Source organism: Paenibacillus sp. VTT E-133280 (assembly GCF_002264385.1).
In the GTDB taxonomy this organism is placed as follows: domain Bacteria; phylum Bacillota; class Bacilli; order Paenibacillales; family Paenibacillaceae; genus Paenibacillus_AQ; species Paenibacillus_AQ nitricinens.
This window is the reverse complement of sequence record NZ_NFUX01000085.1, coordinates 1-26951: the sequence shown is the minus strand read 5'-3', so window position 1 is coordinate 26951 and position 26951 is coordinate 1. Positions and strand designations below refer to the sequence as shown.

Here is a 26951-nt window from a genome sequence, read left to right as displayed (position 1 = left end):
GGCGTTGGTGATGCCGTCGGTTCAGGCGTCAATGTCGGAGCTGATGTCGGCACAACCCCTTTGCCAGGACTAGCAGAAGGAGATACAGGATAGATAATCTGAGGCGCAGGCGTAGGTGTTGGTTTAAGCGCTGCCATAGCGTCTTTCTTTTGTTGTATTAAACGTTCGAGCTGATTCTTCATAACTTCGGTTAACTTCTGTTCTTCCTGTAAGTATTTCATATGCTGTTCCAGAGCAAAAGGTGGCAATCCTTCCAAGGATAGCGGCTCCCTATTCCATTGTTGACCATTCATTAAAAGCTGCTGGGAAGCAGTTATCGAAAACGCATTAGCATTCGGATTTAAAGGCGAAGCCACGCGAACGGTTCCTTCCAAAACCCCCAGATATCCATTATTTCCTAGCCCTCCAATCAGAGCTGGATTCCCTTGATTAGGATTAACGCTAACAAAAAACTCTGTGCCCATAACGCCCATGATAGCCGTCGGTGTCTCAATCTCGAACCTGGAGTCGCCATCCAGCTTCTTTTTCACCTTAATCAAAACTTGCCCGTTTTGTAGCTTCAGGCTTGTTTTTCCACCCAATGCCTTTGCGCTTTCGACTAATTGGCTAATGGTAAGTGTCGTCCCTGCTCCAATCGTAACTTCTTTGTTAGCGTCGAGATCGAGATTAACTTGTCCATCAGAACCCGTTATAATCGTATCGCCTTGCGTAATCGCCATCCCTTTAAAAGCGTTGAATTTCTTCGTCCCCCCGCTCTTTTTCACCTCAGACTTTCCTGAGACTGCGGTTATTTTCCCCACCTTAACGCTGTCCTTCGCCTCTGTGACAACCGCTGGCCAAAGAATGCTGAATATCAGCATAAACGACAATGTAAGCTTTAACGACTTCACCTTCATCGCAATCCCTCCAATTCATAGACATGGATTCCTTGCTCCTTGCCCTTTACCCTGATCTCTCCTAATGAAACAGCAGATACTCTATCTTTTACAAAAGCGTAGGTAGCCTCACTGATGAGGATTTGCCCAGGCTTGGCATTGCTTTCCAATCGGGCCGCTGTGTTGACGGTGTCTCCAATCGCTGTATAATCCATCCGTGTCTTGGAGCCGATATTCCCAAATACAGCAGGGCCAGTATGCACCCCAATACCAAATTTAACAACCAGTCCAAACCGTTCGAACAGCTTTTGTTCCACCGCCGCCGAACCTTGCTTCATCGCCCACGCAGCCTTTACTGCTTGCATCGGATGATCCTCCAACAGCAATGGAGCATTAAAAATCGCCATCGTGGCATCCCCGATGAACTTATCCAGCGTGCCATCATACTTAAAAATACAACTCGCGGTCAAATCCAGATACTCATTCAGAATCTCAACAATCTCCTCCGGTTCAGCAGCCTCCGACAACAGGGTGAATCCGCGAATATCGACGAATAGCAAGCTCAACTCTCTGCGGCTTCCTCCAAGCTTCAGCCCTTCCTGACCGTTCTTGAGAATTTGATCCACTACCTGCGGGGCAACATATCGGCCAAAAATATCCGTAACTCTACGCTTCTCCATCAATTCTTCTAAATATTGAAAGGCTATCACGATAATGCAGCTAACGATTAGAAAAGGAATCACGTAACCTAGTGAAATTACCGTTCCATGGTCATAAAAATAACGACCCGCAAAGATAAGTAGGGCAATGATGACCACAATGACCACATAGGAATATAACATCTTCACCTTACGGAATAGTAGATAGGCTAGGAGCGCAACAAAAAGCAATACTGCCTCATTCCACTTCCAGTCCAGCACCCGTTTATAATTATCGTCCAGCAAAGATTGAATGATATTCGCATGAATTTCCACACCATATAATGTGTTTTTCCCGCTAATTGGTGTTAGGAAGTCATCCTTGAACCCTGTAGCATATGGCCCAATAAGTACAATTCTATTCTCGAAATAAGATGGCGGTACCTCTCCGTTAAGCACTGCCGAATAAGGAATCTCCTCAAAGGCTCCTTTACTGCCTGAATAGGGGATATAGAAACGTCCAAAGTCATCTAGCGGGAGCTTCTGTGGATCAGCAGTGCCCCCCATCACCTCTTGATATTTCTGAAAGACTGTCCATGACAAACTATGAATTGGCTTTCTTTTATAGTCAAAAGAATAAAGCACCTTACGTACCACACGGTCGGTGTCGGTAATGGTATTAATATGGGCGGTTGCAGCGGCAGCCTCCCTCAAGGCCTCAAACGGCTCAGACAGCTCCAGTGCTTCAATCTTTCCTTGCTCGGTATTAGGTGCAAAGGTACCATATATGGGCAGAATAACATTTCCCGCCCGAGCGACAGCCGCAGCGAACTCGGCATCCGCCTCGGGATCCTCCGAACCCACCGGGAACGTCAGGTCAAACCCAATTACGGCTGGATGTCCCTCGGAAAGTGTATCTAGCAGCTGTGCATGAACATTTCTGCTCCACGGCCAGCTGCCGAAGTCCTCCAAGCTCTGATCGTCTATCCCGATAATCGCAATGGTAGTGTCCACTGTGCGCTCGTGCTGCATCACGCGATCTTGTAATAGATGATCAATGGAGTCGAGACTCCCTCTATACAGTAGAATCGCAAAAATTACAGTTAGCAGAAGTAAAATATGTGCTAGCTTTACTCTCAAGGTTCGTTTCTCCAATCTATGTATTATAGGATGAGTCCGAGCCAGCACTATAATAAGCGGTTAAATACGTTGGTAATTGATAAGCAAAGAAGATGGGATCAGTGGATAAAACAATAAGGAATACAAGTACCCATGGTTGAATACCCATTCCTGTGCCAATTAGAAGAAGTGCTTTAACCAGGAGAATAACTGCCGAATCATCGCGAATGACAAGTGTAATTACGAAAGAAATCATTAGGACTGTCAGCAGGAAGTTAGATTATCTATTAAAAATTTATTCAAAAATATTATATATGAAAAATCATATAAATAGTAAGAATTTCCTACTTTCATAGAAGAAAAGGGATAAAAAATGACAAAAGCAGACCAGAGTTCCCTCTGTCTGCCTTTGCCAAACTATCCTTATAAATTGATTATTCCATATAACAGTTTTGCAATTTCAGCCCGGGTTACTTTGCCACGAGGATCAAAGTTATTGTCACCCTTGCCGTCAAGGATTCTCTTGGCTTTCAATTCACTTACCGCTTGCTTCGCCCAGTCCGATACGCTGTTCATATCCTTAAAGCTTGCAGTAGCAGCACCAGAAGAGTCTGAACCAGCTTTGTACTGTACCAATTTCTGGAGGACTACAGCCGCTTCTTCACGAGTTATCGCATCTTTAGGCCGGAACTTGCCATCACTGCCTTGAATGAGCCCAAGCTGGACCGCCTTGTCTATCGATGAGGCATAATATGCATCCTCAGATACATCTGCAAAAGTACTTTGTGCGATAGTTCCACTAGCCTCATCCAATCCAAGTGAACGAATGGCTAGTGTAACAAAATCCGCACGGGTTACATTAGCTTGTGGACCATAATGTGTATCGTCGATACCCATAATCACATGCTTAGCCGTCAGCTTGGAAATGTACGACTCTGCCCAGTGACCAGCGGTATCACTAAATTGCTTCTGGTATTCCAGTACCGCGAAGGAAGAGAAATGATCTGTTGTAAAGGTAACGGCATTACCTTTAAAAACGCCACCCAAATATGTCAAGGTACTGCCATTTACATAATAGACGCCTGCAAAATCAGTATCGATCTTAGCAAGCTGTTCCTTCGTCAGCGTCAATGTAATGGTAACAGCACCTTTAAACTGGTGAATAGCCGTTTCTTTGCCGCCTGCTGTGATACTAAGGTTCAGCGTAACGGCAGCTCTGGATGGACTCATTCCAGCGACATTGGTTGGTACAGATATCGTACTTGTATCAACACTCAGCAGCAGCATATCGCTTCCGGCTGGGATCGCTGGTAAAGAGCTTGTTGGTACGCTTAATGTAATGCTGGAAGATACAATATTCAGACTCAGCTTCTTGTCGGCAGCCTGTTGGATGCTCGCTGCGTCAAGTGCAAGTTTAATCTGATCTTGGGTTAAAGCGCCTTTGCCTAAGCTAATCTTGATATTTCCACCTGTCGCAGCTTCCTCTATCAGCTTCTTCAATGCTGCAGAATTAGCAATATACATACCGTCACTTCCGAGGGTCAGTTCAACGCTTCCTTTTTCCGCTACAGGGGTAGCTGTAGGACTCGAAGACACTGTAGGCACTGATGAACCTACTGGAGGTGCCGGTGTCACTTCAGGCGATGGCGATACCTCTCGCGTCGGCGTCGGTGTTGGCATCGGTGTTGGCGTCGGTGTTGGCGTCGGTGTCACATCCTCTTTTCCAGTGTAAAAGCCCCAAATATCTGAAAGCACACTGCCGGAGTGATCATCCTCAACCTTTGTATACCATTGGTAGTAACTATCCGGATTCCGTTTGCTCCAAGTAACCTGAGTCTCCGCACCGCTCTCTACTTGCTGATTGGCTGCGACTTTCTGATCGCTGTAGACCTTAACGCCGATATAATCGGTAGCTACACGTTTTGTCACAGGCTGTAGATCCAGATCTAATACGAACTCATCTTTGCCTGGGAATTCATTTTCATCATAATAATTATAATCATCTAAATAAGGCGAATAAGTCTTCACACGCAGCTTATTGTTAGCAATATCGAACTGAAGCAGACGAATATAACCAAGTCCACCCTCTTCAGCACCTTGATAGTCTGCCAGCATTTGATACACACTGCGATCCGGAATACCGTCACCGTTATCATCCAGCTCGTCGATCTTCAGCTCAGCATCATGATAATGACCGGATAATGCTGCGATTACGTTCTTGTTAGGTTTTACAACCATCTCAAAAATCTTATCCGCAATAGGTGCGCGGTTATTAGAAACCAGCAAGTATTCATGGAGGCAAAGAATCGCTTTGCGCTCTGGATAACGGGCAACGATCTCATTCATCCATTGAATCTCTTCTTCAGCTAGTCCCCAGCCCATATATACGATAATAAAATCATTTCCATTTGCAGAAACCAAATCATAATGGCCCCGGTTGTTATCATAAGAGCCACCGAAGGTCGGCATATTCTTGAATCTCCACTCTCCAAAATACTCCCAGAACTTCGTATAATCCCCGGTTTGATGACCTACGTCATGGTTGCCCGCAAGCACACCATAAGGAATACCTGCATTTTCCAGAACCTTCATGTCCCGGTCAGCTTCCTCCCACTCATACTCCTGATAGGATTTATCTACGATATCACCTGTATGAATAACATATTTCAGCTTCAGGCTCTCTTTGTTGTCGGCAATCCACTTCACATTTTTCTGATAAATGTAAGGGTAGCTTTGGGAATAATATTGTGTATCCGACATCCATACAAAAGAGAAATCATAGGTGTCTTGCGTTACTGTCGGTGCAGTCTTAGCCACAGACGCAATCTCATCCTGAACCATAACAGCAATGCTATGTGCATTAGCAAATTGTCCTACGGTCACCGTCGATTTCAGCTCAAAATCCTCTGTACCGGCGATCAAATGATCCAGCTGCACCCACTTCTCTTCAGCAGGACTCCAAGCATAGAGACTTACTTTACGACCTGGAAGTGAATTCCCCTTCCATTCAATATCCACACGATCTGTAGCCTTAACGGAATCATCAAGCTTAATTTCATAACGCTGATACGGGAATTGCTCTACAGCATCGTTGATTAAATACTGTCCGTCCAACGCGCTTATTTTACTGTAATCATCACCGCTAAGTGCTGTTTCACCCGCAGGTACGGACTGTTTCGGCGGCTCTGTATCGGATGCATTTATAAACCCAGCGAAACCTTGCTCAGGATGGTTAGCATCATACTTAAATCCTCTAAAGAAAGTAACATTCATCTTATCATGGTTAGGATCTTCAACCTTAACCTTCAAAGTCGGATTAGTACCTACACCTGTCTCCCAGTTCGTAGGAGAAATAAGCTGGGGTGCAAATGGATTCTCATTCGGCACATGGAAGATAACTACTTTCTCTGCCTGATTGCCGATCTTGTCCAAGGCAGTGATAGAAAGCGTATGCTCTCCAGCCGTTAGCTTTCCGGAGGAAGTAGCATATGGAAGTTCAATACCTTTGCCATCGAGCTTCACGCTGACCTCGTCTACACCTGCGTAAGTATCCGTAATCTGAGCAGCAATTTCGAAATTACCACGATAAGTCTTTCCATCTTCAATCGATGCTTTGATGGATGGCGGCGTGTTGTCTACAATTACACTTGACGATACCTTAGATCCACCTTCAGTCAGTGTTACTTTATGTTCTCCATCAGCGGCTTCTTTAGTATTCCAGTCATACGCTTTCGAACGGAACAAATCCGATTTCAAATCGAACCGGAAACCGATAGATTCATGCTTACCTGCGCTGTCCCCCATCTTAATTTCTTTATCACGTTCTGCATAAGCAGGGTCCCAAATCTCAGTGCCGTCTGCAAGTAGTAGGCGTACATTTTTCACTTCGAAATCATCTTTATTCTCCTCGGGACGTGGGTCAAAAGGTGATGATTTAGAGCCCGCCCGAATGTAGATCACATTCTCCGTGCCCACCTGTAAAGCGGCAGAGGAGATCGGGAAGGTCAATGTCGTATATGAAGTAATCGGGTCCATAAAAGTGTATAGAATGCTCGCATCCCCTAATTCTTCTGGTCCCATTGTGATGCCATTTTTGAAATAATAATCCACATTTTTAGCTTCAAATACAAAGTAAGCATCATTCTCAAGCGCGGCATATGCCTCATGATTGCCGAGTACCTTATTATCGATGCTCAGGTCCACTGCATCAGCCTTTGCGGTGGCAGAGGTTCCTTTTACCGTCATAGAACCATGGATGAACTGCCCATCCTTCACATTCAAACGAAGCGCTGATTGATCAGGCCCTCCCGTAATTTTCACTTTCATTACCGGAGATTCGACCTCATTGGTGCCATCGGAAACGACGAAATAATACTGTATTTCATTTCTGCCAATCAAATCAGCCGATGATAACTTATAATGATACAAGCTATCGTTGAAGTCTTGGGATAGATTATGGCTGACAAAATCAGGCTGCTTGTCCGACGCTACCCTTACTTCTACAGATGTAATGGCTTTATTGTCATCAGCGAAAGCTTTCAAATCCAAACTCATCGACTGATCAATCTCCGTCACAGCAGTCAGATCATTCACCGTCGGATTTTCGGTATCCGGCTCTACATGGATCGGTGTACTAGGAACCAATCCTGCATCCACTTGCCCTGGTGACGGAACGGCTGATCCTGTGCTAATCTTAAGCATTTTACTTTGCCCATTCACAGGATACTTGTATAGAAGGGCTTTATTTTCTTTGGTGTCGTCACCTTTAGCTCCACCCTCATAGGTGAGGTCAGCATCATAATACGCAGAGGAAATTTCTTTCTCCGTGTTGCTCTTGATTACGACTGCCCGGCGGCCAGAGTTCGCCATCCCATCACTTTTAATTAAAAAGAGGTTCGTGCCATCGATCAGATTCGTATTGAATTCTGTATTAAAATCATCAGCAGTGTATGTACTGTTAGCACTATTCATAATCCAGAACACCACAGACTGCTGTGCAGGAATGACGAAATTCTCTTTCGTAGAGGGCCACTTCACATCAGAAGCGTTGCCTTTATCAGGATAGCGATAATAGATCTTATAGTTCTTAAAATCAACTGGTGCATCCGTATTGTTATACACCTCAATGAATTCAAAAGCATCGGTGCTCGTTCCTTTTACATTCGTCGAATTCGGCAGCAGCTCAGTAACTAACAGCGGCGGCACATTGTTCGAATCAAACGCAGGCAGGTTCACTTGAACAGAATAATGCTCCGTAACATTGTTTACACGGATGCTGTAGTGCAGTTCCGGCTCTTCCAGCGCAGCCGCAGGAATCAACGCAGTGAACTGATTATCCCCCTTTGATGTCATAGTGATTACCGTATCTTTTGCCTGGGAAGGAGAGCCGTATTGCAGCTTCACTACCGGTAATGCTCCATCTGGGCCAATCTCTAGGTTCGTAATCTTCGCGGTGATAGGAAGATCAGCTGGATCTACACTGCTCTGCGTATGGTGTTCAATCAACGGCTGTTTGTCTCCAGGCACTGGTTTAGGAAGTTGTTCGGGTTCTACGGTTCCAGGTGTCGCCGCAGCCTTTCCCGAAATCGCCATGAGACTCATCGTAGAGCTGTCAGCTTGTGAAAATTGATAGAAAATCCCGTTGTTTTCCTTCACCTGTTCTTTTCCATAAGAAGAAGAGATAATTAGGGCATCTCCTGCTTTGCTTTTAATTTGTAAGCTACGCGTATCAGTGTTAGCCATACCACCGCCACCGTTGATACGGAACAGGTTTACGCCTTCTTTCAAGGATGCTGAAGGATTAAAATTTTTGATGAAATCCTCGGCAGGAACATTCAGATTATTGCCGTTCATAATCCAGAAGACGATATTTCCATGCGCCGGGATTACAGCATCGCCGTTGGTTATCCATTTATCTCTGTTATAATAGTAAAAATAATAATCCTTAAAGTTTACTGGCTCATCCGTATTATTATAGACCTCAACAAATTCATAACCATCAACAGAGGATCCATCCGCACCTTTGACATTTTTAGTATCTGGAACAACCTCTGTAATAAGTAATGCTCCTGGATGAGCAGGTGTCGCATACACATCTGCCACTACTGTCGGTTGATTTAAAAGCGTATCGAGCTCAACCTGCTCGTCAAAATGTGCTCCTAATTCGGAAGAGGTCTGCTCTGTGTCCAGCTGCTGTTCTTCAGCATATCCTGCTGGAACCATTATCCCCAACATCAGACTACTTGCAATTACGCTGGATAGAAAACGTTTAGCTTTTGCTGTTATTCTCAAAACTCCGAACACTCCCCATTTGTTTAGTTGTGACCCAGTGCATAAATATGCATTGAAGATCATCTGGAAAGTATACTAAGGATATATTATCGCTATATCATTTCAATGTTAAATCTTTAGGTTATCTTAAATATTGCTTAAGCTTGGACTCAGGTTTGCGGGTTACAATAGAAATAGGTTAAATCACAACCATCACAAACACATTCAACAGAAAACCATAAAACGTTATTTGTAAAATAAGAAAAGAGGACTCTAATGGATATAAAAAGAGTGATTATAGTAGGAACCGTAGTTATAGTGATGTCTTTCGGAAATGCTTGGAGTAGCCTTACTGCAAGCGCGAGTTCGCCTGCCCAATGGTCCACTGTAAAAGCTGCAGATCCAGACGAATTATTATTGAAAGCCCTTAACCAACCTACAGATGAAGATCTGTACGATGCCTTATATGATGGCAAGTCACTTCAAGATATTGCCTCAGAGCAAAACACAGATATTGAAGATGTGATCAATCTACAGGTAGCACAGCTAACAGAACAGCTAGATTCAAGGCTAGCTTCCGGAAGCATTACAGCCGAGCAGTATGCAGCACATACAGCCGAGCTGAGGGACATCGTTACGGAGAGCGTTCTCACTTCTTTCGGCTAACAAAGATACATACAGTGGCCGTACAACATTGCTCCGCGCCAACCATAAAGAGGGTGATCCGATAGCCATTTAATGGCTATCGGATCACCCTCTTCTTATATTCAGAGCTATTTAATTGAATTCTTAATTTCTATCTTGCTGTCTCTATTGATCTCCAGTATATCCAGGAAGAACACAAAAATTGGAATACCGAGAATTAGACCCCATACACCCAAATAATGCTCAGAGAATAACAGAACGATAAAGGTGTAGAACATCGGCAGGTTCATTTTGGATGACATCAGCTTAGGATTCAAGAAGTAGCCTTCAACAAAATGTAGTACAGCAATCATAACGAGTACATAGATCGTCATAGCCAGACCACCAATATTGTAGCCAATAATACACAGCGGAATTAGTGAAATTACAAAGCCTACCACCGGTATCAGACTAAGCAGGAAGATCATGATCGACAAGGCGAATAGATAAGGAAAACCTAAGATCCAGAGTCCAATCACCGTAAAGCATGTATTAAACAGCGCGATCAGTATTTGCGCTTCGATCACTTTACCAAAAGATGAGATGAATTTTCTACCGAAATACTCAAGCTCAACATAGAACCAGGAGATCTTGCTATCTTTAAGACGTGTAGTAAAATTGACAATTCTGTTCTTCTCAAGAATAAAGACAAAGCTCAGAATAGTAGATAATACGAAGCTGGTGCCCCAATTACTTATTTTCAGGACGTATTCAAGACCATCTTTCACATAAGACTGGTAGTTCAAATCCTTAAGCTGGGCAAATAAATACTGCACAATATCGTTCTGCGGAATGTTTGCAGGGGTTAAACTGGTTAGAAAATTTGTTAACTGCTTAATCTGCGTAAAGACCTTCGGTAAATAATTCACTAAGGTCACTACGATCAGCGCAATCAGAGCTAAATACAGAATAACAATAATGACCTTACTGTTGACTGCCACATATTTATTGATCCGCTTCGTAAGCAGCACTTGAAAGCTATTCATTACATAAGCAATCAAAAATGTTAACAGTACTAAATTGAGCATATCTCTAATACTGAATAGCAGCAGGGCAACAAGACCCAAAATAAAAAAACGCCGGACCGTTAAATTCGCGTAATAACGCTTAAATACTTCCATCAGTTCTCTCCATTCGCCTACCAATTAGTACTCTTTTATAGTCTACAGTAAGGAATTCACTTATAGCAACTAGTGATTCGCCTAAATTGGCGAAATTTCTCACTTTTTGTAAACTCCTAAGGAACATAAGGGTAGATGACATCCATTCCATACAGTTCCTCAGCCTTTTATATTCCCCCAGTGGTGTGTAATAAATTAACGATCCGACTCTTCTGATCATAGTTGAGATCAATATGTAGATCTTTGCATAATTGTATAAATGGAACCATCAAGGTCCCTTTCCTCATTTCGGGCGCACTTCCTATCAGAGCTACTCTTTGGTTATTCAGGGTTAATTCCATGGGCGAATCTACATGTTTGATCTGCTCAAGGGTTTGGATTGCGGTTAGATTCTGACTTCCCCCGTTGATTCGAGAGGCGTTCCGGTCTGTTCTCGCATTGATCCCATCCTGAATTTTAAAAGTCAGCGTAATTCCGAGTGAGTCACAGGCGGATAGCAATCGGTCATTGTAAGATCCATAAGGAAAGGCAATCGCTGAATCGGTATTCCCCAGCTCTTCCTTCAGCCTTTGCTCTGCTTTGGCCAAATCACGAGTAACTCTGTTGTAGTACTCCGTATTCATTTCATTTCTGTTCTCATCGTCGATATATAATAAGGCACTGGCCGCTGGCCGCTCCCCACCTTCAGCATCCACGATACCATAATGGTGTAAGTCATACGTGTGACTATAGAATCCCATCCCGTTCCGCTTCATTTCCCGCATCTGTTCCCAGGTAAGCTTCGGCACACTGTTCGGATTGGGGTGATCGATCGTAGACACGATAACGAAATTAACTGCCGTATAACCATATTTTTTTAAGATGGGAAAGGCAAACTCATAGAAGCTCTCATATCCATCATCAAAAGTCAGCAGCACCGCATTATCTGGAACCGAGCCATTATTCAGCATAAATGCTCGATATTGTTCCATCGTAATCACATGAAAGCCTTCTTCCTTCAGCAGCTTCATTTGATCCTCAAACCGATCAACCGATAATATCCAGGGAAACTGTGGCATCGGCTTCTCTGAAAGATGATGGTACATCAGCACAACTACATTGTCTCTGTAGTAAATGCCTTTCGGAAGTGGTCCCTGCTTCTGCCAGTCGATACGCATATTAAGCGCCTGTTCGGCAACAGCCTTGGGAATCATAAGCTCATCAGGCGAGGCCGGGTATGTAGCTACCGTCTTAATGATTTGACCGTTCACATTTATAGTAACTGCAGAAGACTCACGTTGATTATTGATAATAGCAGCGAGGCTTATTAGCAGAACGATGACTAAAAGTATCATATATTTTTTCGTATGCACTCTTTGAATCTCCTTAAAATGATTTCTTATTCACTATGTAACTACATATTCGGTGACAGTTCCACCTACTTTTGGTTACATTTTCTTTTTATTTGGGTTCATACAATAAAAATAGGAGGCGAACCTTAAGCCCGAACTGGCTTGAGGAACACCTCCTGCAAATGGAGATCTATAAATAATTATATACATCTATATGTAATTATAGACAGTCTAAGGCCTATTCTTGTCTGCAAAGTAATTCTCTTCGCCAAGCTCGTCCACAAACTGCTGCAGCCAATGATAATACTGAACGGCATGCTCCAGCTTTTCCAGATCCTTCAGACAGAATTGCCGCTCTTCCTCCGATGTATCCACAGCTTGAACCAATCCCTCCAGCTCAGGAATAACCATATCCAAGGCATGCCTCATGACATCAATCTCCCGCTGCAGCTTCATCCCGAAAAAGTTCTTAAAGGTCTGAAAGAAATCCGTTTCCACTGCATACAGATCCTTTCGATCCTGCTTCTCCTCCAGCTTGGTGACCATCTTGGAAGCCATCAAAGAACGAACTCCATAGCTCATATTACTCTTGCTCATATTCATCACTTTCTTCATTTCTTCAAGCGTCATCGGCCGGTCTTCAAAGAACATAATCCCATAAAGCTGCCCAAATGAGTAATTGGCACCATATAAGTCCATCGTCTGAGCAATCGCATCGATCATCGGACGCAGTAGCTGCTCACGTGGAGATAAGTCTCTATTCTCTTCACCATAGGCTACCTGTTTCATAGCTGCACCTTCATTCCACTTAGAATCTGTCCTTTTATTTTACACAAAATAGCAAGTACTTTCGCTAATCTCTTAAATTTTTACATAATCTCGCATCGATCTTTACGCCCGCTTGACCACGTAGCCGCCATATGAGTGTACAATTTTTTTTGAACGGAGGAGCTTTCCTCAGAATTATACCGCAAAAAACAGAAGATGGAATGGGGTATCGACAGAAATATGAAACGCTCAAGATTTATAGGTGAGTTGAAACCGGTGCTCTTTACCTTGCCGGCAATGATTCCATTCGTTGTATTTTGGCTTGCGCCATTACTTTATGTATTTTATCTCAGCTTTAATGAATGGGACTTCATGAGCCCTGAGAAAACCTTTGTCGGACTAACCAACTACCTGGATCTGTTCAGCAACCCTGCCTTCTATAAAGCACTAAGAGTAACCCTGTTATTCTGTGCGGGAAGTGTACTGCCCGTTATTCTGATCGGACTAGGACTAGCACTCCTGATGAACGGGAGACTGAAAGGCTCCACTCTCTATCAGGTGCTGCTTTTCTCCCCTTGGGTCACGCCGACAGTGGCGGTATCGATTGTTTGGTCCTGGATTTATGAACCGGAAATTGGCTTGGCCAATACCGTACTTGATTTCTTAGGTCTAGAAAAAATCGGTTGGCTTCAAGACCCGAAATGGGCGCTGCTCGGCGTTCTGCTCGTGACCATATGGAAATCGGTCGGTTGGGCAATGATTTTTTACTTGGTGGCACTCCGTAATGTTCCTTCTGATCTGCTGGAAGCTGCTGAACTGGATGGAGCAAATGTTGTTCAGAAATTCATTCGCATTATTTTACCGCTAATCTCGCCAACGACACTGTTTCTGTTCATCGTACAGATCATCGGGGCATTACAGGCTTACGACCAGATTAACGTACTCACACAAGGCGGACCGTCGGGTTCAACACGCACTTTGCTCTATATGTATTATCAGTCTGCCTTTGAAGCTTTTCAGATTGGAGAAGCCTCAAGTGTCGCAATGGTTCTGGTATTTATATGCATGCTGCTCTCCGTAGTCTCACTAGAGGTTAGTAAACGGACAACCCATTATCAATAACAACTGCTGAAAGGAGAACGACTGATGAATGCAACGATCGTACGCGTGGGCACACTGGCCCGCCATCTATTTTTTGCAGCTATTGCACTGATCATGGCCTTCCCCTTCTATTGGATGGTCACCAGCGCCTTAAAAACCAATGATGAAATCTGGCAGTCTCCACCCACGATCTGGCCGAAAGAGCCGCTGTGGAGTAACTTTTCAGCCGCCTGGCACGAAGCCCCTTTCTTCAGATATATGGGCAATAGCGTATTTGTTGCCGTGTCGATTGTTATTATACAGGTGATAAATTCCGGGATGATGGCTTATGCGCTTACGCATATGAAATTCCGCTTCAGAGGGCTGTTCGCTGGGGTTATCCTTTTCGGCTATATGGTTCCTGCCACCGCCGTTTATCTTCCCGGATATTTGGTATTATCCCAGCTTCACTTACTGGATTCATATGCCGGGTTGATTCTATCTAACTGTGTAAGTGTCTTCTCCATCTTTCTAATTCGGCAAGCCTTCCTTCAGGTTCCCCATGAGCTGGTGGAGGCTGGAGAAGTAGATGGTTCCTCGCATATGCGGATTCTCTGGACCATTCTTGTCCCCATTACACGTTCTTCCTTTGCAGTGCTAGCCCTGATCACCTTCATTGATCAGTACAATAACTATTTCTGGCCAATGCTCATCACCAAAGATCCTAATCTACAGCTGGTCTCGGCCGGTCTGCGTAGTTTCTTCACTCAAGGAGGTGCTTACGGATTGAAATGGCCGCTGATCATGGCCGCTAGTGCATTCACCATCGCCCCGCTGCTGCTTGTATTTCTATTAGCTCAGAAAACGATCATGCAAAGCGTCAACATGACCGCTGGTTCCAGCAAAGGATAAGTTAACAATTCTATTTTATAAGAGGAGAATGATGATGAACGTATTGAAGAGACTGTCCGCCCTATCTTTGGTTGCCGGATTTACAATGTTAACAGCTTGCGGAGGGAATACGAATACGGGCAATGTTACAGCGGCGAATGGAGCTTCTTCCGCCCCCTCCACAGAGGCTGCACCCACACAAAAGGCACCGGTAACAATCGAATTTTGGTATGGTCTCGGCGGCAAGCTTGGTGAGAATATGGAGGCACTGATTCAGAAATTCAACGCCTCTCAGCAAGAGGTCATTGTCAAAGGTATCGCGCAGGCAGACTACACTGAAACCGAGCAGAAGCTGCAAGCGGCGATTGCTACAGGAAAAGTGCCCGCTGCTGCTCTCTCCTCCAATGTAGATTGGGCCCGCAAAGGATATTTCGCTCCGATAGATGAGCTTATGGCATTGCAGCCAGATTTTAATAAAGAGGATTTTGTCCAAACCTTTCTAAATCAGGGCCAAATCGATGGCAAGCAATATTTCCTGCCGATGTATGGAACGACGCAGGTTATGTACTATCGTAAAGATACTTTTGAGAAGAATGGCATTGATGCGAGCACTCTAAAGACTTGGGAAGACCTAGCTGCTGCAGCTGAGAAAATGACCGTGAAGGACGGTGGTAAAACCACTTTCTACGGTTGGGAGCCGATGTGGGGTCCAGAGAACATGATTGATGCTGTGCTCAGCAAAGGAGGCACTATCCTTAGTGAAGATGGGAAACAGGTCATGATCGACTCCAAAGAGTGGATCGAAACCTGGGATTTGTTCCGCAAGTGGATTCACGAGGATAAGATCATGCGGATTCATTCTGGGGGCCAAGGCTGGGAGTATTGGTACAAGACAATTGACGATGTTATGAAGGGTCAATCCGCAGGTTACACCGGCTCCAGTGGCGATCAGGGCGACTTGGACTTCAGCATTGTATCAGCTATGGAGCAGCCAGGCTGGGCAGGGGTTGGCGAGGGAAAACCGGTAGCCCAAGCATTGATGGCCGGAATTTTATCCAAAGCTAGCGACAGCGAGAAGGAAGCTGCTATGAAATGGCTAACCTATTTCACGGGTGCTGAGAATACTGCCTTCTGGTCGATTAATACGGGTTATATTTCGGTACGCCAATCCGCTTTGCAAGACCCGGCGTTTGTGTCGTTCAGCGAAAGCAATCCACAGATTAAGGTTCCGTTGATGCAAGCGTCTCATGGTTCTGCACCCTTCCAAGACCCAACTGGCGGCAAAATCAACGATGCACTGAAAATCGCCGCAGATAAGGTACAAATTGAGAATATCCCTGCCGCACAAGCACTAAAGGAAGCGCAAGAAACGGCGCAAGCAGCACTTGATAAATTAAAATAAAGGGCGGTGGACCTTATGTCTGAGCTCATCACTCCACAAGGCAGATACGCTGTAGCCGCTATTCTATTCGATAAGGATGGTACGCTGCTCCAGTTCGTATCCCTCTGGGGCAGCTGGGGCGAATATTTTTTAGAGAGATTCACAGCGTATATGAAGCAAAAAGGACTAAAGATTACAGAAGAACAGCTCCCTGCACTAATGGGAACGGTACACAATACCCAGGGGAGCATTACCGATTATGATCGCAACGGACCGCTGGCTATGGGAACTATGAGTGATCTCTATGCCATCCTGTCTTGGCAAGGTTATCTGCAAGGTTTATCTTGGGCGGAGTCCATGGAGCTTGTTCATCAGTGCCGTCTGGAAGCGGATGTTATGCTGGAAGAGAAACGCCCTGTTCACTCGCTTCCCGGACTTCATCGTTTTCTTGATGAGTGTGTGAGTGCAGGCCTCCCTCTCGCTGTGGTGACCGCTGATGAAACAGATGCCGCAGAGAAACATCTTCAATGGCTCGGTATAAGGCACTATTTCTCTGAGGTCATTGGAACAGACCTCGTGGATCAGGGTAAACCTTTCCCTGACATGGTGCGACTGGCCTGCGAAAGGTTGGCCGTAGAACCTGCGCACACAGCAGTTATCGGTGATACTAATGGGGATATGCGAATGGCTAAAGTAGCGGGCGTACAGTTAGCCATAGGAATCTCTGAAAATGAAGACATTATTGCTTCGTCGCATATTCTCCCGGATGCAGATCTCATTGTGAGATCTTATGCCGAGCTTAGAATCGAGGTTACTCCCTAGTGAAAATAGAAGGAATATGGGCATGGATGTTTCTGACGCTAGCTATTGTGTTCGAGCTCTCAGGGACCATCTCGATGAAAATATCTCAAGGGTTCACGCAGCTCTGGCCTTCCGTGCTCATGTTCCTGTTCTATGGAGCCAGCTTCACCTCTCTGAATTATGCCCTTACCTCTATTAAGGTAGGCGTTGCTTATGCGATATGGTCAGGGGCGGGAATTATCCTTATATCCTTCATAGGGGCCCTCTTTTTCGATGAAAAGCTAACCACATCCTCCCTGCTATGGATAGCCGTTATCATTACCGGGATCATAGGGCTGAACATTAGCGGCAAGACACATTAGCGAACAGCAACAATATTTCATAGGTTCATAGATCAAGGAGGATGCCTAAACATGAGTACGAACATCACACCTGAGGAAAAACCTGTTGTCACCTTTCAAATCATCACGGATACCCATGTCACCGCTGACCGAAATCATGAGTACAATCTTAACTTTGAGCTGGCACTCCGTGATATAGCAGCGCATGGAGAAGGCAGTAGCGGGATTATGCATATCGGTGATGTCACAGACCACGGATTCCCTGCGGAATACGAAGAAATGCTTCGTATTCTCCATCCGTACAAAGCTGACTTGCCCAATATTACCTTTACCTTAGGGAACCATGATGTAGCCCTTGGAAATTGGGAGTCACGCTTAGGGATGTATACTTCGCAGACTGGCATGTCTGGGCCTTATCATGATCACTGGATCAATGGTTATCACTTTATTTTTCTAGGGACAGAACAAGGCTTGCTCAAATTCTGTGATCTTTCCTCTGCACAGCTGGATTGGCTGGGTCATAAGCTCGAAGAGCAATCTTCGCCTGATCAACCGATCTTTCTATTCCTGCACCAACCACTCAAAGACACCGTAGCTGGATCGCTGGAATCACAAGATTGGTACGGCGTTACACAAGATAAGGAATTAAAAGCGATTCTTTCAAGATACCCTCAGGCCCTGTTATTCACTGGACATACCCATTGGGAGCTGGAGGTGGACAACACTATGTTCCCTGGCCAAGGAGAAATCGCCACGATGTTTAATGCTGCTTCTGTCGCCTACCTTTGGACGAATGAAGATAAGCATAAGACAGGCAGCCAAGGCTTTTATGTGGAAGTGTATAGAGATAAAGTGCTTGTCCGGGGCAGAGATTTCAAAACAGGAACCTGGATTGAAGCTGCACAATATGAGGTAGCTTATCCAGCGGTAAACGTAATATAATTTTCAATAAAAAAAACGATTGTGCACAAGGAGTCCTCCCACGCATCAATCGTTTTTTTGCTGTAGTTATTTAGCTTAGCGTCCAATCGGGGCAACCCGGTAAACCGCTATATCTTCATCTGCAGCATTCGTCTCGCCTTCAATCTGCCAACCAAAGGATAACACCGATGCCAAACGTCCCTTTTCAGCTACGGTCAAAGTCACCTCAACCGCTTCCTTGCCCTCTTCAAGCTCCAGAACTGCCTCTTTGCCCAGAGCTACCCAAATCCAGCTGCGAATGCCACGAATCGTGTTGTATTTGATCTGGTAGCCTGTCTTCACCGCTTGCTCGAACAGCTCCGGCTGCTCCGACTGCAATGTGCTCAGCTGTTTATAATCAAACTCGTATTCACTCTCGTCAACGGGCAAGTCGCCCTCCACTACTTTACGAATAATATCCTCATTGGACCAGCCCAAGGCGCGAAGTGATTCTATTAATAAAGCATCCCACTGGGATAACTTTACTGTGTTCAAATTGTCTGACATCCTGATTCCTCCCCTACCTGTATATAGAGTCTACTTATTCCATGAAATCATAAGCAACATAATGGCCCGGACTTACTTCCTGAAGTGTAGAAGTCTCAGCCCTGCCGTACTCTTGCGAATATCCATCTAGAATAATTCTTTGATTAGCGCGTCTAGGGTCCGTCTCCAAAATCGAAGACAGCAGTGCCTTCGTATAAGGATGAATAGGATTCTCGTACAGTTCATCACTTTCAGCTACCTCTACTAGACGACCGCCATACATCACACCGATCCGGTCTGAAATATGCCGTACCATCGATAGATCATGTGCGACAAAAAGATAGGTCAACCCGAATTCGGACTGCAAATCCTCCAGCATATTTACTACCTGAGCCTGAACAGATACGTCCAGTGCTGAAATCGGTTCATCACATACGACAAATTCCGGTTTTACAGACAAGGCTCTGGCAATCGAAATCCGCTGGCGTTGCCCGCCGCTGAATTCATGCGGGAAACGGTACAGATGTTCTCTTTTCAAACCCACCTTCTCCAGCAGTGCCGCAACAGCCTCTTTTCGTTCGTCACCTTCGTGGATGCCGTGGATCTTCATAGGCTCACTGATCAGATCAAGTACATTCAGACTTGGATTGAGTGATGAATAGGGATCTTGAAAGATCGACTGAATGCGTCTGCGAAAAGGCTTTAGCTGCTTCTCTCCAAGCTTGCTGAGCGGCTGCCCGTCAAAAGACACTTCACCATCTGTATAATCATATAATCGCAGCAAGCAGCGCCCAACTGTGGACTTTCCGCTTCCTGACTCTCCAACCAGCCCAAAGGTTTCACCTTGGCGTATCTGAAAGCTTACGCCATCTACCGCCTTAAGCACAGAGGTATCGCGTCCCCACATATCCTTGCCTTTGGAGAAATGTTTTTTCAGATTATTTACGTCCACTAGAATCTTATTCTCACTCAACCGAACCGCTCCCTTCAACACCAGCTACGGCTGGAGTCTCCTGCATACCGTCTGCTAGCCAGCACATTGAACGGTGACCGGGCGATAATTCGATAACCGGAGGACGTTCACTGCAACGGGCAAAAGCATTAGGGCAACGTTCCATAAATGGGCAGCCCGAAGGAGGATTCAACAAATCCGGAGGTGTACCTTCGATAGGAATCAGACGTTCCCGCGATTTGCCTTCGCGTTTTGGAATCGAACGTAGCAGACCTTTCGTGTAAGGATGCTGTGGGCGATAAAAGATATCCTCTACCGTACCTTCCTCCATCACGAGTCCACCATACATTACGATAACCCGTGTACATACCTGAGCGACCACACCCAAGTCATGGGTAATCAGCGCTACGGCTGTACTAGTATTATTTTTCAACTCTTTAAAAAGATCGAGAATTTGCGCCTGTATCGTTACATCGAGCGCAGTCGTCGGCTCATCCGCAATCAATAGCTCTGGCTTACAAGAAAGAGCCATGGCGATCATGACCCGCTGGCGCATCCCGCCGCTGAATTCATGCGGATATTGCTGTAGACGCTGTTCAGGATTATTAATCCCTACCTGACGCAGGATGCTTGCCGCCTCTTTAAGCGCTTCTTGCTTATTTAAACCCCGATGCCGACGGATGACTTCCGTAAGCTGCTGGCCGATTTTTTTTACAGGATTAAGAGAGGTCATAGGGTCCTGAAACACCATTGCTATGCGGTTACCGCGCAGCTTTCTCCACTCTTTTTCCGAAAGATTAGATAAATTCTCACCACGAAATTGAATATTTCCACCGATAATTTTACCTGGAGGTGTAATTAACGACATAATCGCCTTCGCAGTTACACTCTTCCCGCTTCCGGATTCACCAACAATCCCTACGGTTTCTCCAGCATCTATATGAAAGCTAACGCCACGAACTGCTTGATTCTCTCCGTCTCGGGTTTGGAAGGAAACCTTCAAATCCTCAACAGACAATAGCCGTTCTGTCATGATGTCTTCACACTCCTATCTTCGGATCAGCTTTGGTTCAAAGCCAACCCGCAAAATATCGCCCAGAACATTAAAACTCAATACCGTTAATAGAATCAATAACCCAGGGAATAAAGCCAGATAAGGCGCTTGAGCAATATAGCCCTGCGCGTTATTCAGCATACTGCCCCATGTAGCATTCGGCGGCTGCACCCCGAACCCAAGGAAACTTAAGGAGGACTCCATCATAATCGCCGAAGCGATGCTATTCGTCGCCCCTACAATCACAACCGGCACTAGCCCCGGAAGAATATGACGCCAGATAATTCCGAAATTGCTCTGGCCGGAGGCTTTTGCATAAAGTACATATTCCCGTTCCTTAATCGTCATCGTCTCCGCTCGAATCACACGGGAAATGTTCATCCACATTAATAGTGCAATGATGATAATGATGTTTCCTACACTTGGCTTCAGAAATACGCTGAGCAGCAGCAGAACCAGGAAAGACGGAATGGACATTACTACATCAAGCATCCGCATCAATAGATTATCAATCCACCCGCCAAAATATCCACTGATTACCCCCACCGTCACACCAATGCCAGTGGCAATGATCATTGAAGCAAAACCAACTAATAGAGATACCCGGCCACCATACAATGCGCGGGCAAAATAATCCCGGCCATAGTCATCCGTCCCGAACCAGTGATCGGCTCCCGGTGCTTTCAGACGTGCCAGAACATCCATCGCATTCGGATCATGTCCAGATAAAAAAGCGAATATAGAGCCTAGTGTGAAGATGATTAAAGTAATGAGGGCAAGGGCGCCCAATTTGTTCGTAAATAGCTCATCTCCAACACTTTTCCATTTACTGCGATTCATGAGGTCACCTCGTTAATTTAATTCGTGGGTCCACGAAGCTATATAGAATATCTGCGACCAAGTTGCCGATGATCAGCATTAAAGAAGAGAACAGCGTAATCCCCATAATTACCGGGTAATCCATCCCTTTAACCGCAGTCATCCCCAAGGACCCAATTCCCGGCCAAGAAAATACGGTCTCCGTCACGATTGCACCCGCTACTAGATCGCCCATAGACATCCCGAGCAATGTAATCACCGGAAGCAGCACATGCTTCATTACATGACGGAACAAGATGGTGGTTTTGTTCGATCCAAAGGCATACTGAATTTGTACATATTCCTCTTTAAGCTGTCCAATCGTACTGGAACGGATATATCGTACATAGCTAGCCAAGAATCCAAAGGCAAGGACCGTACAAGGCAAAATCCCATGCTTTAACACATCAACCGCCGATTCTACACCAATCGTACGCATCCCCATAATGGGCAGCAAGTGCAGCTTAATTGCGAATAAATACATCAATAAAATCGCGAGCCAGAACAAAGGCACAGAAATTCCGATATAGGAAATAAAATTAATCAGCTTATCCACCCAACGATTCCGATTTGCTCCAGCAAGCAGTCCCATCGGGATCGCCAGCAAGACAGCAAGCGCAATTGCCGAACCCATCAAACCTGCTGTTGCAGGCAGACGTTCTAGAATTTGATCTAATACGGGCTGATGATTCACAAGGGAATAACCGAAATTCCCCTGCAGTACTTCTTTGATCCATATAAAATATTGAATGTAGGCTGGCTTATCCAGCCCAAGGTTATGCCGGATGCGTTCAATATCATCCGCGTGCATATTCGGCGTAACGAAGGATAATACCGGATCCCCCGGAGCCAGCTTAATCATCGCAAAGCACACAACCGAAACAAAAAACAACATCGGCAGGGTTTGCAGTAATCTTCGGACGATAAGTTGTCTCATACGTTTATTCTCCCAGTTCTATATCGGTAAAAAAGTAAGCTGGATAACCCAGCTTACTTTTTCCCGTTTTTATTTAAGGTAGATTTTCGATAAATCTTCAAAAATAACGACAGGCTTCAAGACTGCTTCTTCAAGACCGCCGTAGTTCTTGGAGACAGCTACAATAGTCTTAGTATTAGCGATTGGATAAATCGGTGCATCGTCTGCAATGATTTCTTGGATCTTCTTATAGATCTCACCACGTTTAGTCACATCTGCTTCTCCTGCACCTTCATTGAACAACTTATCAACCTCAGCATTATTATAATGCGAGTAGTTGGAATCAGCAGTAGAAGTATACAAAATTCTGTAAGCGTCAGGATCGTAACCCATAATATAACCTGCAATTGCAAGTTCAAAATCTGTTGAATTCATATCACTGAACTTCTGACCATATGCCGAGGCATCCATATTTTGCAGTTCAACTTCAGCGCCAATGGCCTTTAGCTTTTGCTGCACGTATAGTGAAATGGCTTCCTGAGCTTTATTTCCGCTCGATACAATCAATCTCAATTTCAGATCGCTAACTCCAGCTGACTTCAGAAGCTCCTTCGCTTTTTCCACATCATTATCGAAAGAAGGTACGTCATTAGTATAGAACAATGCATCCGGAGTCAAGAATGACTTCGCCGGGTCAGCATATTCGCTAGAGGTATAAGCAGCCTGAATGATTTCATCACGGTTTAGTGCTAGAGACAAGGCTTGACGAACTTCTTTTTTCGCAAGAGCGCCTCTATCGCTGTTCGCATTAAACAACAGGTAGGACAATCGGCCTTCACTATAAGGAAGGATCTCGAAATTGTTCGAAGCTTCAATCGTTCCAACATCCTGCGGATCTAGATATTTAATGTTGATCTCACCACTCTGAAGTGCGAGATTCGCAGCATTCGTATCTTTAGCAATCCGGTACGTTACAGAATCAAGATGTGGCTTGCCGCCGAAGTAGTTATCAAATCTCTCGAGTGTAACATATTCGCCCGCTTTATATTCTTTAAATTTAAATGGTCCAGATCCAACAGGATTAGCATTCTTGGTGCTTTTCTCTAGATCCGTCTCATTCTCAAAGATATGCTTTGGAATCGGAAATACTTGCACTAGTGTAGCTTCAAAAGCTGGGCTGACCTGCGGAAGCTTGAACTCTACAGTCAGATCATCCACCTTAACTGCCTTAACGGGTTTATCACCGATGAATAAGTTTGCTCTCAACATGCTGTTTTGCTTCTCATCGAGGATGCTATCAATCGTGAACACGACATCGTCAGCAGTAAGCTTTTCTCCGTCATGCCATGTAAGACCATCTTTAAGCTTCAAAGTATAAGTCAGGTTATCTTCTGACAGTGTCAGGCTGTCTGCCAAGTAGAAGGTCTTCTTACCATCATTTACTTGGAACAGTGGAGCATAGAGCGCTTGGTCAATTGTAAGACTGACACGGTCACCCGCATAGTTCGGATTTAGAATAACAGGATCAGCAGCGACTCCAATAATCAAGTTACCGCCATCTTTAGGCTCAGTGCTTGCCGTCGTTCCTTCAGTAGCCGTAGGCGTCTGATTTGTATTTGTGGAAGCAGCGTTATTCCCTCCGGAGCACGCGCTAATCAAAAATGTTAACAAAACCAAAGTAATAACTCCAGATAATCCTTTACGCATAAGTTTCTCCCCCGTATTCTATGTTCTGTGTGGCTTGTGTTTTTTTATATTGTATATCGGAATACTAGGAATTACAATGGATAGCATTTCACATTAATGTAATATTGAGGGAATCGATCAGTGATTTATCCATAGCGCTCATCCTTTGCTGTTCATTTGGTCATCTGTATCTAATTATTCGGTTATTGTACAGCAGATCGTTACGAATTAATATATCTAACACTCATTTACTTTACAGAACTTTGAAAAATAAGGATTATTGCCGCTCTCCTGTAAATATATTGAGAACATAAGGATCATCCAAGGAAAGAGGGGCGTTCCCCAAGGAGGCGGCAATGACGGAAAACAAGATTCGCGTATTGATCGGCAGTCCAATTCACCAGAAGCCTACGGTTTTAAAAGAATTCCTGAATTCCCTGCTTCGTCTGAACGTAGCCAATATCGAGCTGGATTTCCATCTAATTGATGATAATGATGATCAGGAATCTAGTCGGCTGCTCCAGGAATTCAAAAGTATGGGTGATCATATTTATCTTCAGAGCTCCGGCTTTCACGATGCGTATATTCGCAATGATACTACCCACTTCTGGAATACCGATTTAGTCTGGAAAGTAGCCAATTTTAAGAATCTCATGATCAACCGCGCTCAAACCTTGAACTATGATTATTTATTCCTTATTGACTCTGATCTCATTCTCCATCCTGATACCCTCAGACATCTAATAGGTACGAACAAGGATATTATTTCAGAGGTGTTCTGGACGCAGTGGCAGCCAGAGACTATGTTTCAGCCGCAGGTATGGATGCACGACGAATACAATCAATGGGAGCTACTGCCCGGTGAAAAACTGCAACCAGAGGAGATTAATCGCAGATTTCATGAATTCATAGCAAAGATGCGGATTCCAGGAATCTATGAGGTAGGCGGACTCGGGGCTTGTACATTGATTAGTCAGCATGCGATAAAAGCCGGCGTTAGCTATAATCAAATTCGCAACATTTCATACTGGGGGGAAGACCGTCATTTCTGCATTCGTGCCGCAGCCCTTGGCATCCCCTTGTTCGTCGATACCCATTATCCGGCGCTACACTTGTATAGAGACAGTGATTTGAGTAAAGTTGAGGCTTTCATCAAAGAAACTACGGAGCCCAAAGCTGAAGCCACTGATACTGGGAACAATTCATCTACGGACGAAGTACCTGAATCAGTAATGCAGACACCCACCACAGACAATCCAAACAACGAAAGCTCCAAAGAGACAATCCCCCCAGCCAGAAAGCGGCCCAAGCTAACCCTGACCATGGTTGTGAAAAATGAAAGTGGACGTTTTCTGCGACAGGTTCTGGAGGAGCATCGCAAATACATCGACGAGGCCGTCATTATCGATGATGGCAGCACCGATAATTCAGCAGCGATCTGCCTGGAGGTACTTGAAGGCATCCCCGTTCATCTGGTGCACAATACCATATCCAAATTCAGCAATGAAATCGAGCTGCGAAAGCAGCAATGGGAAGAGGTTCTGAAGACGAAGCCCGAGTGGATTCTAAGTCTGGATGCAGACGAAATCTTTGAAGCAAGTTTCGCGGCAAATATCGAACCCTTGCTGTACGCTGACGAGGTCGATCTATTCTGTTTCCGTCTCTACGATTTATGGAACGCCACTCATTACAGAGAAGATATTTACTGGCGCTCTCATATGAACTATCGTCCTTTTCTGCTTCGTTATAAAGAAGACTTCAACTATGTATGGAACGAATCTCCACAGCACTGTGGGCGATTCCCGGAGAATGTCTTCGAGCTACCCCACCAGCTAAGCAACTTGCGACTCAAGCATCTCGGTTGGTCGAAGGCAGAGTTCCGCTTAGAAAAATATCTGCGTTACATGCTCCTTGATCCCGATGGCCAATACGGCTGGAAGGAGCAATACCTGTCCATTCTGGATGAACACCCTCATTTAATACCTTGGGTGGAGTGAGTGTAATCATAAAAATGACGTCCACAAAACCTTAATGGCTTTGTGGACGTCTTTTATTTTCACATAGTACAATCCGTTTTGCTAACTTCCTCTTATTCAGTACGCTGTGGTTCATCGACATCTGGTTTGATTATGCTCACCGTCAGCTCGCCGCCGGATTCGTCTACTTGAATCACTGTACCTTCTGCGGCTTCACCAGCAATGATCGCACGTGCCACACGGGTCTCCAGACTACGCTGGATGAAGCGTTTCAGCGGTCTCGCCCCATACACTGGATCAAAACCTTCCTTAGCGATAAAACGTACCGCCGGCTCAGTTAACTCAAGACCAATCTCCCGTTCAGCAAGGCGCAAACGTAATCCATCTACCAGTTTGTCCACGATTTTCTCGATCTCGCCCAGGGTCAACGGCTTGAACATCACAATATCGTCAACCCGGTTCAGAAACTCCGGACGGAATTGACCACTCAGTTCCTTCATCACTCTGTCCTTAGCAGCCTCCGTAAGCTGACCCTTCTCATCGGTGCCTTGAATCAGATGTGGTGAACCGATATTTGAGGTCATGATAATGATCGTGTTCTTGAAGTCGACCATCCGGCCCTGTGAATCGGTCAGCCGTCCATCATCAAGCAGCTGCAGTAGAATATTAAATACATCGGGGTGCGCCTTCTCCACTTCATCGAGCAGAACAACCGTATAAGGCTGACGCCGCACGGCTTCTGTGAGCTGTCCACCTTCCTCAT

Annotated in this window: 22 protein-coding genes; 8 read left to right on the top strand and 14 right to left on the bottom strand. The window is 45.0% G+C overall.

Features of this window, described 5'->3' with window-relative positions:
- From CA600_RS26915 to CA600_RS26905, 4 genes are all read right to left on the bottom strand, one after another.
- Positions 1 to 896: FecR family protein (locus tag CA600_RS26915; RefSeq protein WP_143812203.1), on the bottom strand; the 896-nt coding region annotated here is incomplete at its 3' end.
- The gene (locus CA600_RS26910) at positions 893 to 2653 is read right to left on the bottom strand and encodes a CHASE2 domain-containing protein (protein ID WP_143812202.1); all 1761 of its coding nucleotides are present in this window, start codon (positions 2651 to 2653) and stop codon (positions 893 to 895) included. The genes CA600_RS26910 and CA600_RS26915, both read right to left, overlap by 4 nt.
- Positions 2654 to 2669: 16 nt before the next feature.
- Entirely contained in the window at positions 2670 to 2888 is a 219-nt protein-coding gene (locus tag CA600_RS31010) for a hypothetical protein (protein WP_143812201.1), read from the bottom strand.
- Between the two features lie 167 nt (positions 2889 to 3055).
- On the bottom strand, positions 3056 to 8923 hold the full coding sequence (locus CA600_RS26905; protein ID WP_179281751.1) for an S-layer homology domain-containing protein: 5868 nt from the start codon (positions 8921 to 8923) through the stop codon (positions 3056 to 3058).
- A 255-nt stretch (positions 8924 to 9178) separates the two neighbouring features.
- Here CA600_RS26905 and CA600_RS26900 point away from each other — a divergent pair, with 255 nt between their 5' ends.
- Positions 9179 to 9568, top strand: a complete 390-nt coding sequence (locus CA600_RS26900) for a hypothetical protein (protein WP_094874219.1) — start codon at positions 9179 to 9181, stop codon at positions 9566 to 9568.
- Between the two features lie 107 nt (positions 9569 to 9675).
- Here CA600_RS26900 and CA600_RS26895 read toward each other — a convergent pair whose 3' ends face one another.
- The 3 genes from CA600_RS26895 to CA600_RS26885 form a co-directional block, all read right to left on the bottom strand.
- Positions 9676 to 10707 (bottom strand): AI-2E family transporter, encoded by a 1032-nt coding sequence (locus CA600_RS26895; RefSeq protein ID WP_094874218.1) that lies wholly within the window; start codon positions 10705 to 10707, stop codon positions 9676 to 9678.
- Positions 10708 to 10874: 167 nt separating this feature from the next.
- Positions 10875 to 12059: a polysaccharide deacetylase family protein gene (locus CA600_RS26890; protein WP_094874217.1), complete on the bottom strand. Its 1185-nt coding sequence runs from the start codon at positions 12057 to 12059 to the stop codon at positions 10875 to 10877.
- Positions 12060 to 12269: 210 nt separating this feature from the next.
- Positions 12270 to 12827: a GbsR/MarR family transcriptional regulator gene (locus CA600_RS26885; protein ID WP_094874216.1), complete on the bottom strand. Its 558-nt coding sequence runs from the start codon at positions 12825 to 12827 to the stop codon at positions 12270 to 12272.
- 219 nt (positions 12828 to 13046) lie between these two features.
- Here CA600_RS26885 and CA600_RS26880 point away from each other — a divergent pair, with 219 nt between their 5' ends.
- Genes CA600_RS26880 through CA600_RS26855 form a run of 6 tightly spaced genes read left to right on the top strand, consistent with a single transcriptional unit; the run spans position 13047 to position 18242 of the window.
- Positions 13047 to 13928 carry a carbohydrate ABC transporter permease gene (locus tag CA600_RS26880; protein ID WP_094874224.1) on the top strand — a complete coding sequence of 294 codons (882 nt, stop codon included), beginning with the start codon at positions 13047 to 13049 and terminating at the stop codon, positions 13926 to 13928.
- 24 nt (positions 13929 to 13952) lie between these two features.
- Positions 13953 to 14798 carry a carbohydrate ABC transporter permease gene (locus CA600_RS26875; RefSeq protein WP_094874215.1) on the top strand — a complete coding sequence of 282 codons (846 nt, stop codon included), beginning with the start codon at positions 13953 to 13955 and terminating at the stop codon, positions 14796 to 14798.
- Positions 14799 to 14832: 34 nt separating this feature from the next.
- On the top strand, positions 14833 to 16179 hold the full coding sequence (locus CA600_RS26870; RefSeq protein ID WP_094874223.1) for an ABC transporter substrate-binding protein: 1347 nt from the start codon (positions 14833 to 14835) through the stop codon (positions 16177 to 16179).
- A 15-nt stretch (positions 16180 to 16194) separates the two neighbouring features.
- Positions 16195 to 16980, top strand: a complete 786-nt coding sequence (locus tag CA600_RS26865; protein ID WP_094874214.1) for an HAD family hydrolase — start codon at positions 16195 to 16197, stop codon at positions 16978 to 16980.
- 26 nt (positions 16981 to 17006) lie between these two features.
- A complete protein-coding gene (locus tag CA600_RS26860; protein WP_094874213.1) occupies positions 17007 to 17321 on the top strand; it encodes a DMT family transporter in 315 nt (104 codons plus the stop codon).
- A 51-nt stretch (positions 17322 to 17372) separates the two neighbouring features.
- Complete coding sequence (locus tag CA600_RS26855; protein ID WP_094874212.1) at positions 17373 to 18242, top strand: metallophosphoesterase family protein; 870 nt, start codon at positions 17373 to 17375, stop codon at positions 18240 to 18242.
- Between the two features lie 75 nt (positions 18243 to 18317).
- Here the strand turns inward: CA600_RS26855 and CA600_RS26850 are convergent, their stop codons facing one another.
- The 6 genes from CA600_RS26850 to CA600_RS26825 form a co-directional block, all read right to left on the bottom strand.
- Complete coding sequence (locus CA600_RS26850) at positions 18318 to 18767, bottom strand: hypothetical protein (protein WP_094874211.1); 450 nt, start codon at positions 18765 to 18767, stop codon at positions 18318 to 18320.
- Positions 18768 to 18801: 34 nt separating this feature from the next.
- A complete protein-coding gene (locus CA600_RS26845) occupies positions 18802 to 19719 on the bottom strand; it encodes an ABC transporter ATP-binding protein (RefSeq protein ID WP_280787115.1) in 918 nt (305 codons plus the stop codon).
- Positions 19712 to 20731: an ABC transporter ATP-binding protein gene (locus CA600_RS26840; protein ID WP_094874210.1), complete on the bottom strand. Its 1020-nt coding sequence runs from the start codon at positions 20729 to 20731 to the stop codon at positions 19712 to 19714. Before CA600_RS26840 ends, CA600_RS26845 begins: the two co-directional genes overlap by 8 nt.
- A gap of 15 nt (positions 20732 to 20746) precedes the next feature.
- Positions 20747 to 21592 carry an ABC transporter permease gene (locus CA600_RS26835; protein ID WP_094874209.1) on the bottom strand — a complete coding sequence of 282 codons (846 nt, stop codon included), beginning with the start codon at positions 21590 to 21592 and terminating at the stop codon, positions 20747 to 20749.
- A 4-nt stretch (positions 21593 to 21596) separates the two neighbouring features.
- Positions 21597 to 22547, bottom strand: coding sequence for an ABC transporter permease (locus CA600_RS26830; RefSeq protein WP_094874208.1), 951 nt, complete (start codon positions 22545 to 22547; stop codon positions 21597 to 21599).
- Between the two features lie 69 nt (positions 22548 to 22616).
- Positions 22617 to 24233, bottom strand: coding sequence for an ABC transporter substrate-binding protein (locus CA600_RS26825; RefSeq protein ID WP_094874207.1), 1617 nt, complete (start codon positions 24231 to 24233; stop codon positions 22617 to 22619).
- A gap of 335 nt (positions 24234 to 24568) precedes the next feature.
- Between CA600_RS26825 and CA600_RS26820 the strand changes: the two genes are divergently transcribed.
- Positions 24569 to 26209 carry a glycosyltransferase family 2 protein gene (locus tag CA600_RS26820; protein WP_094874206.1) on the top strand — a complete coding sequence of 547 codons (1641 nt, stop codon included), beginning with the start codon at positions 24569 to 24571 and terminating at the stop codon, positions 26207 to 26209.
- A 92-nt stretch (positions 26210 to 26301) separates the two neighbouring features.
- Here the strand turns inward: CA600_RS26820 and CA600_RS26815 are convergent.
- On the bottom strand, positions 26302 to 26951 hold a 650-nt coding region (locus tag CA600_RS26815), incomplete at its 5' end, for an AAA family ATPase (RefSeq protein WP_179281750.1).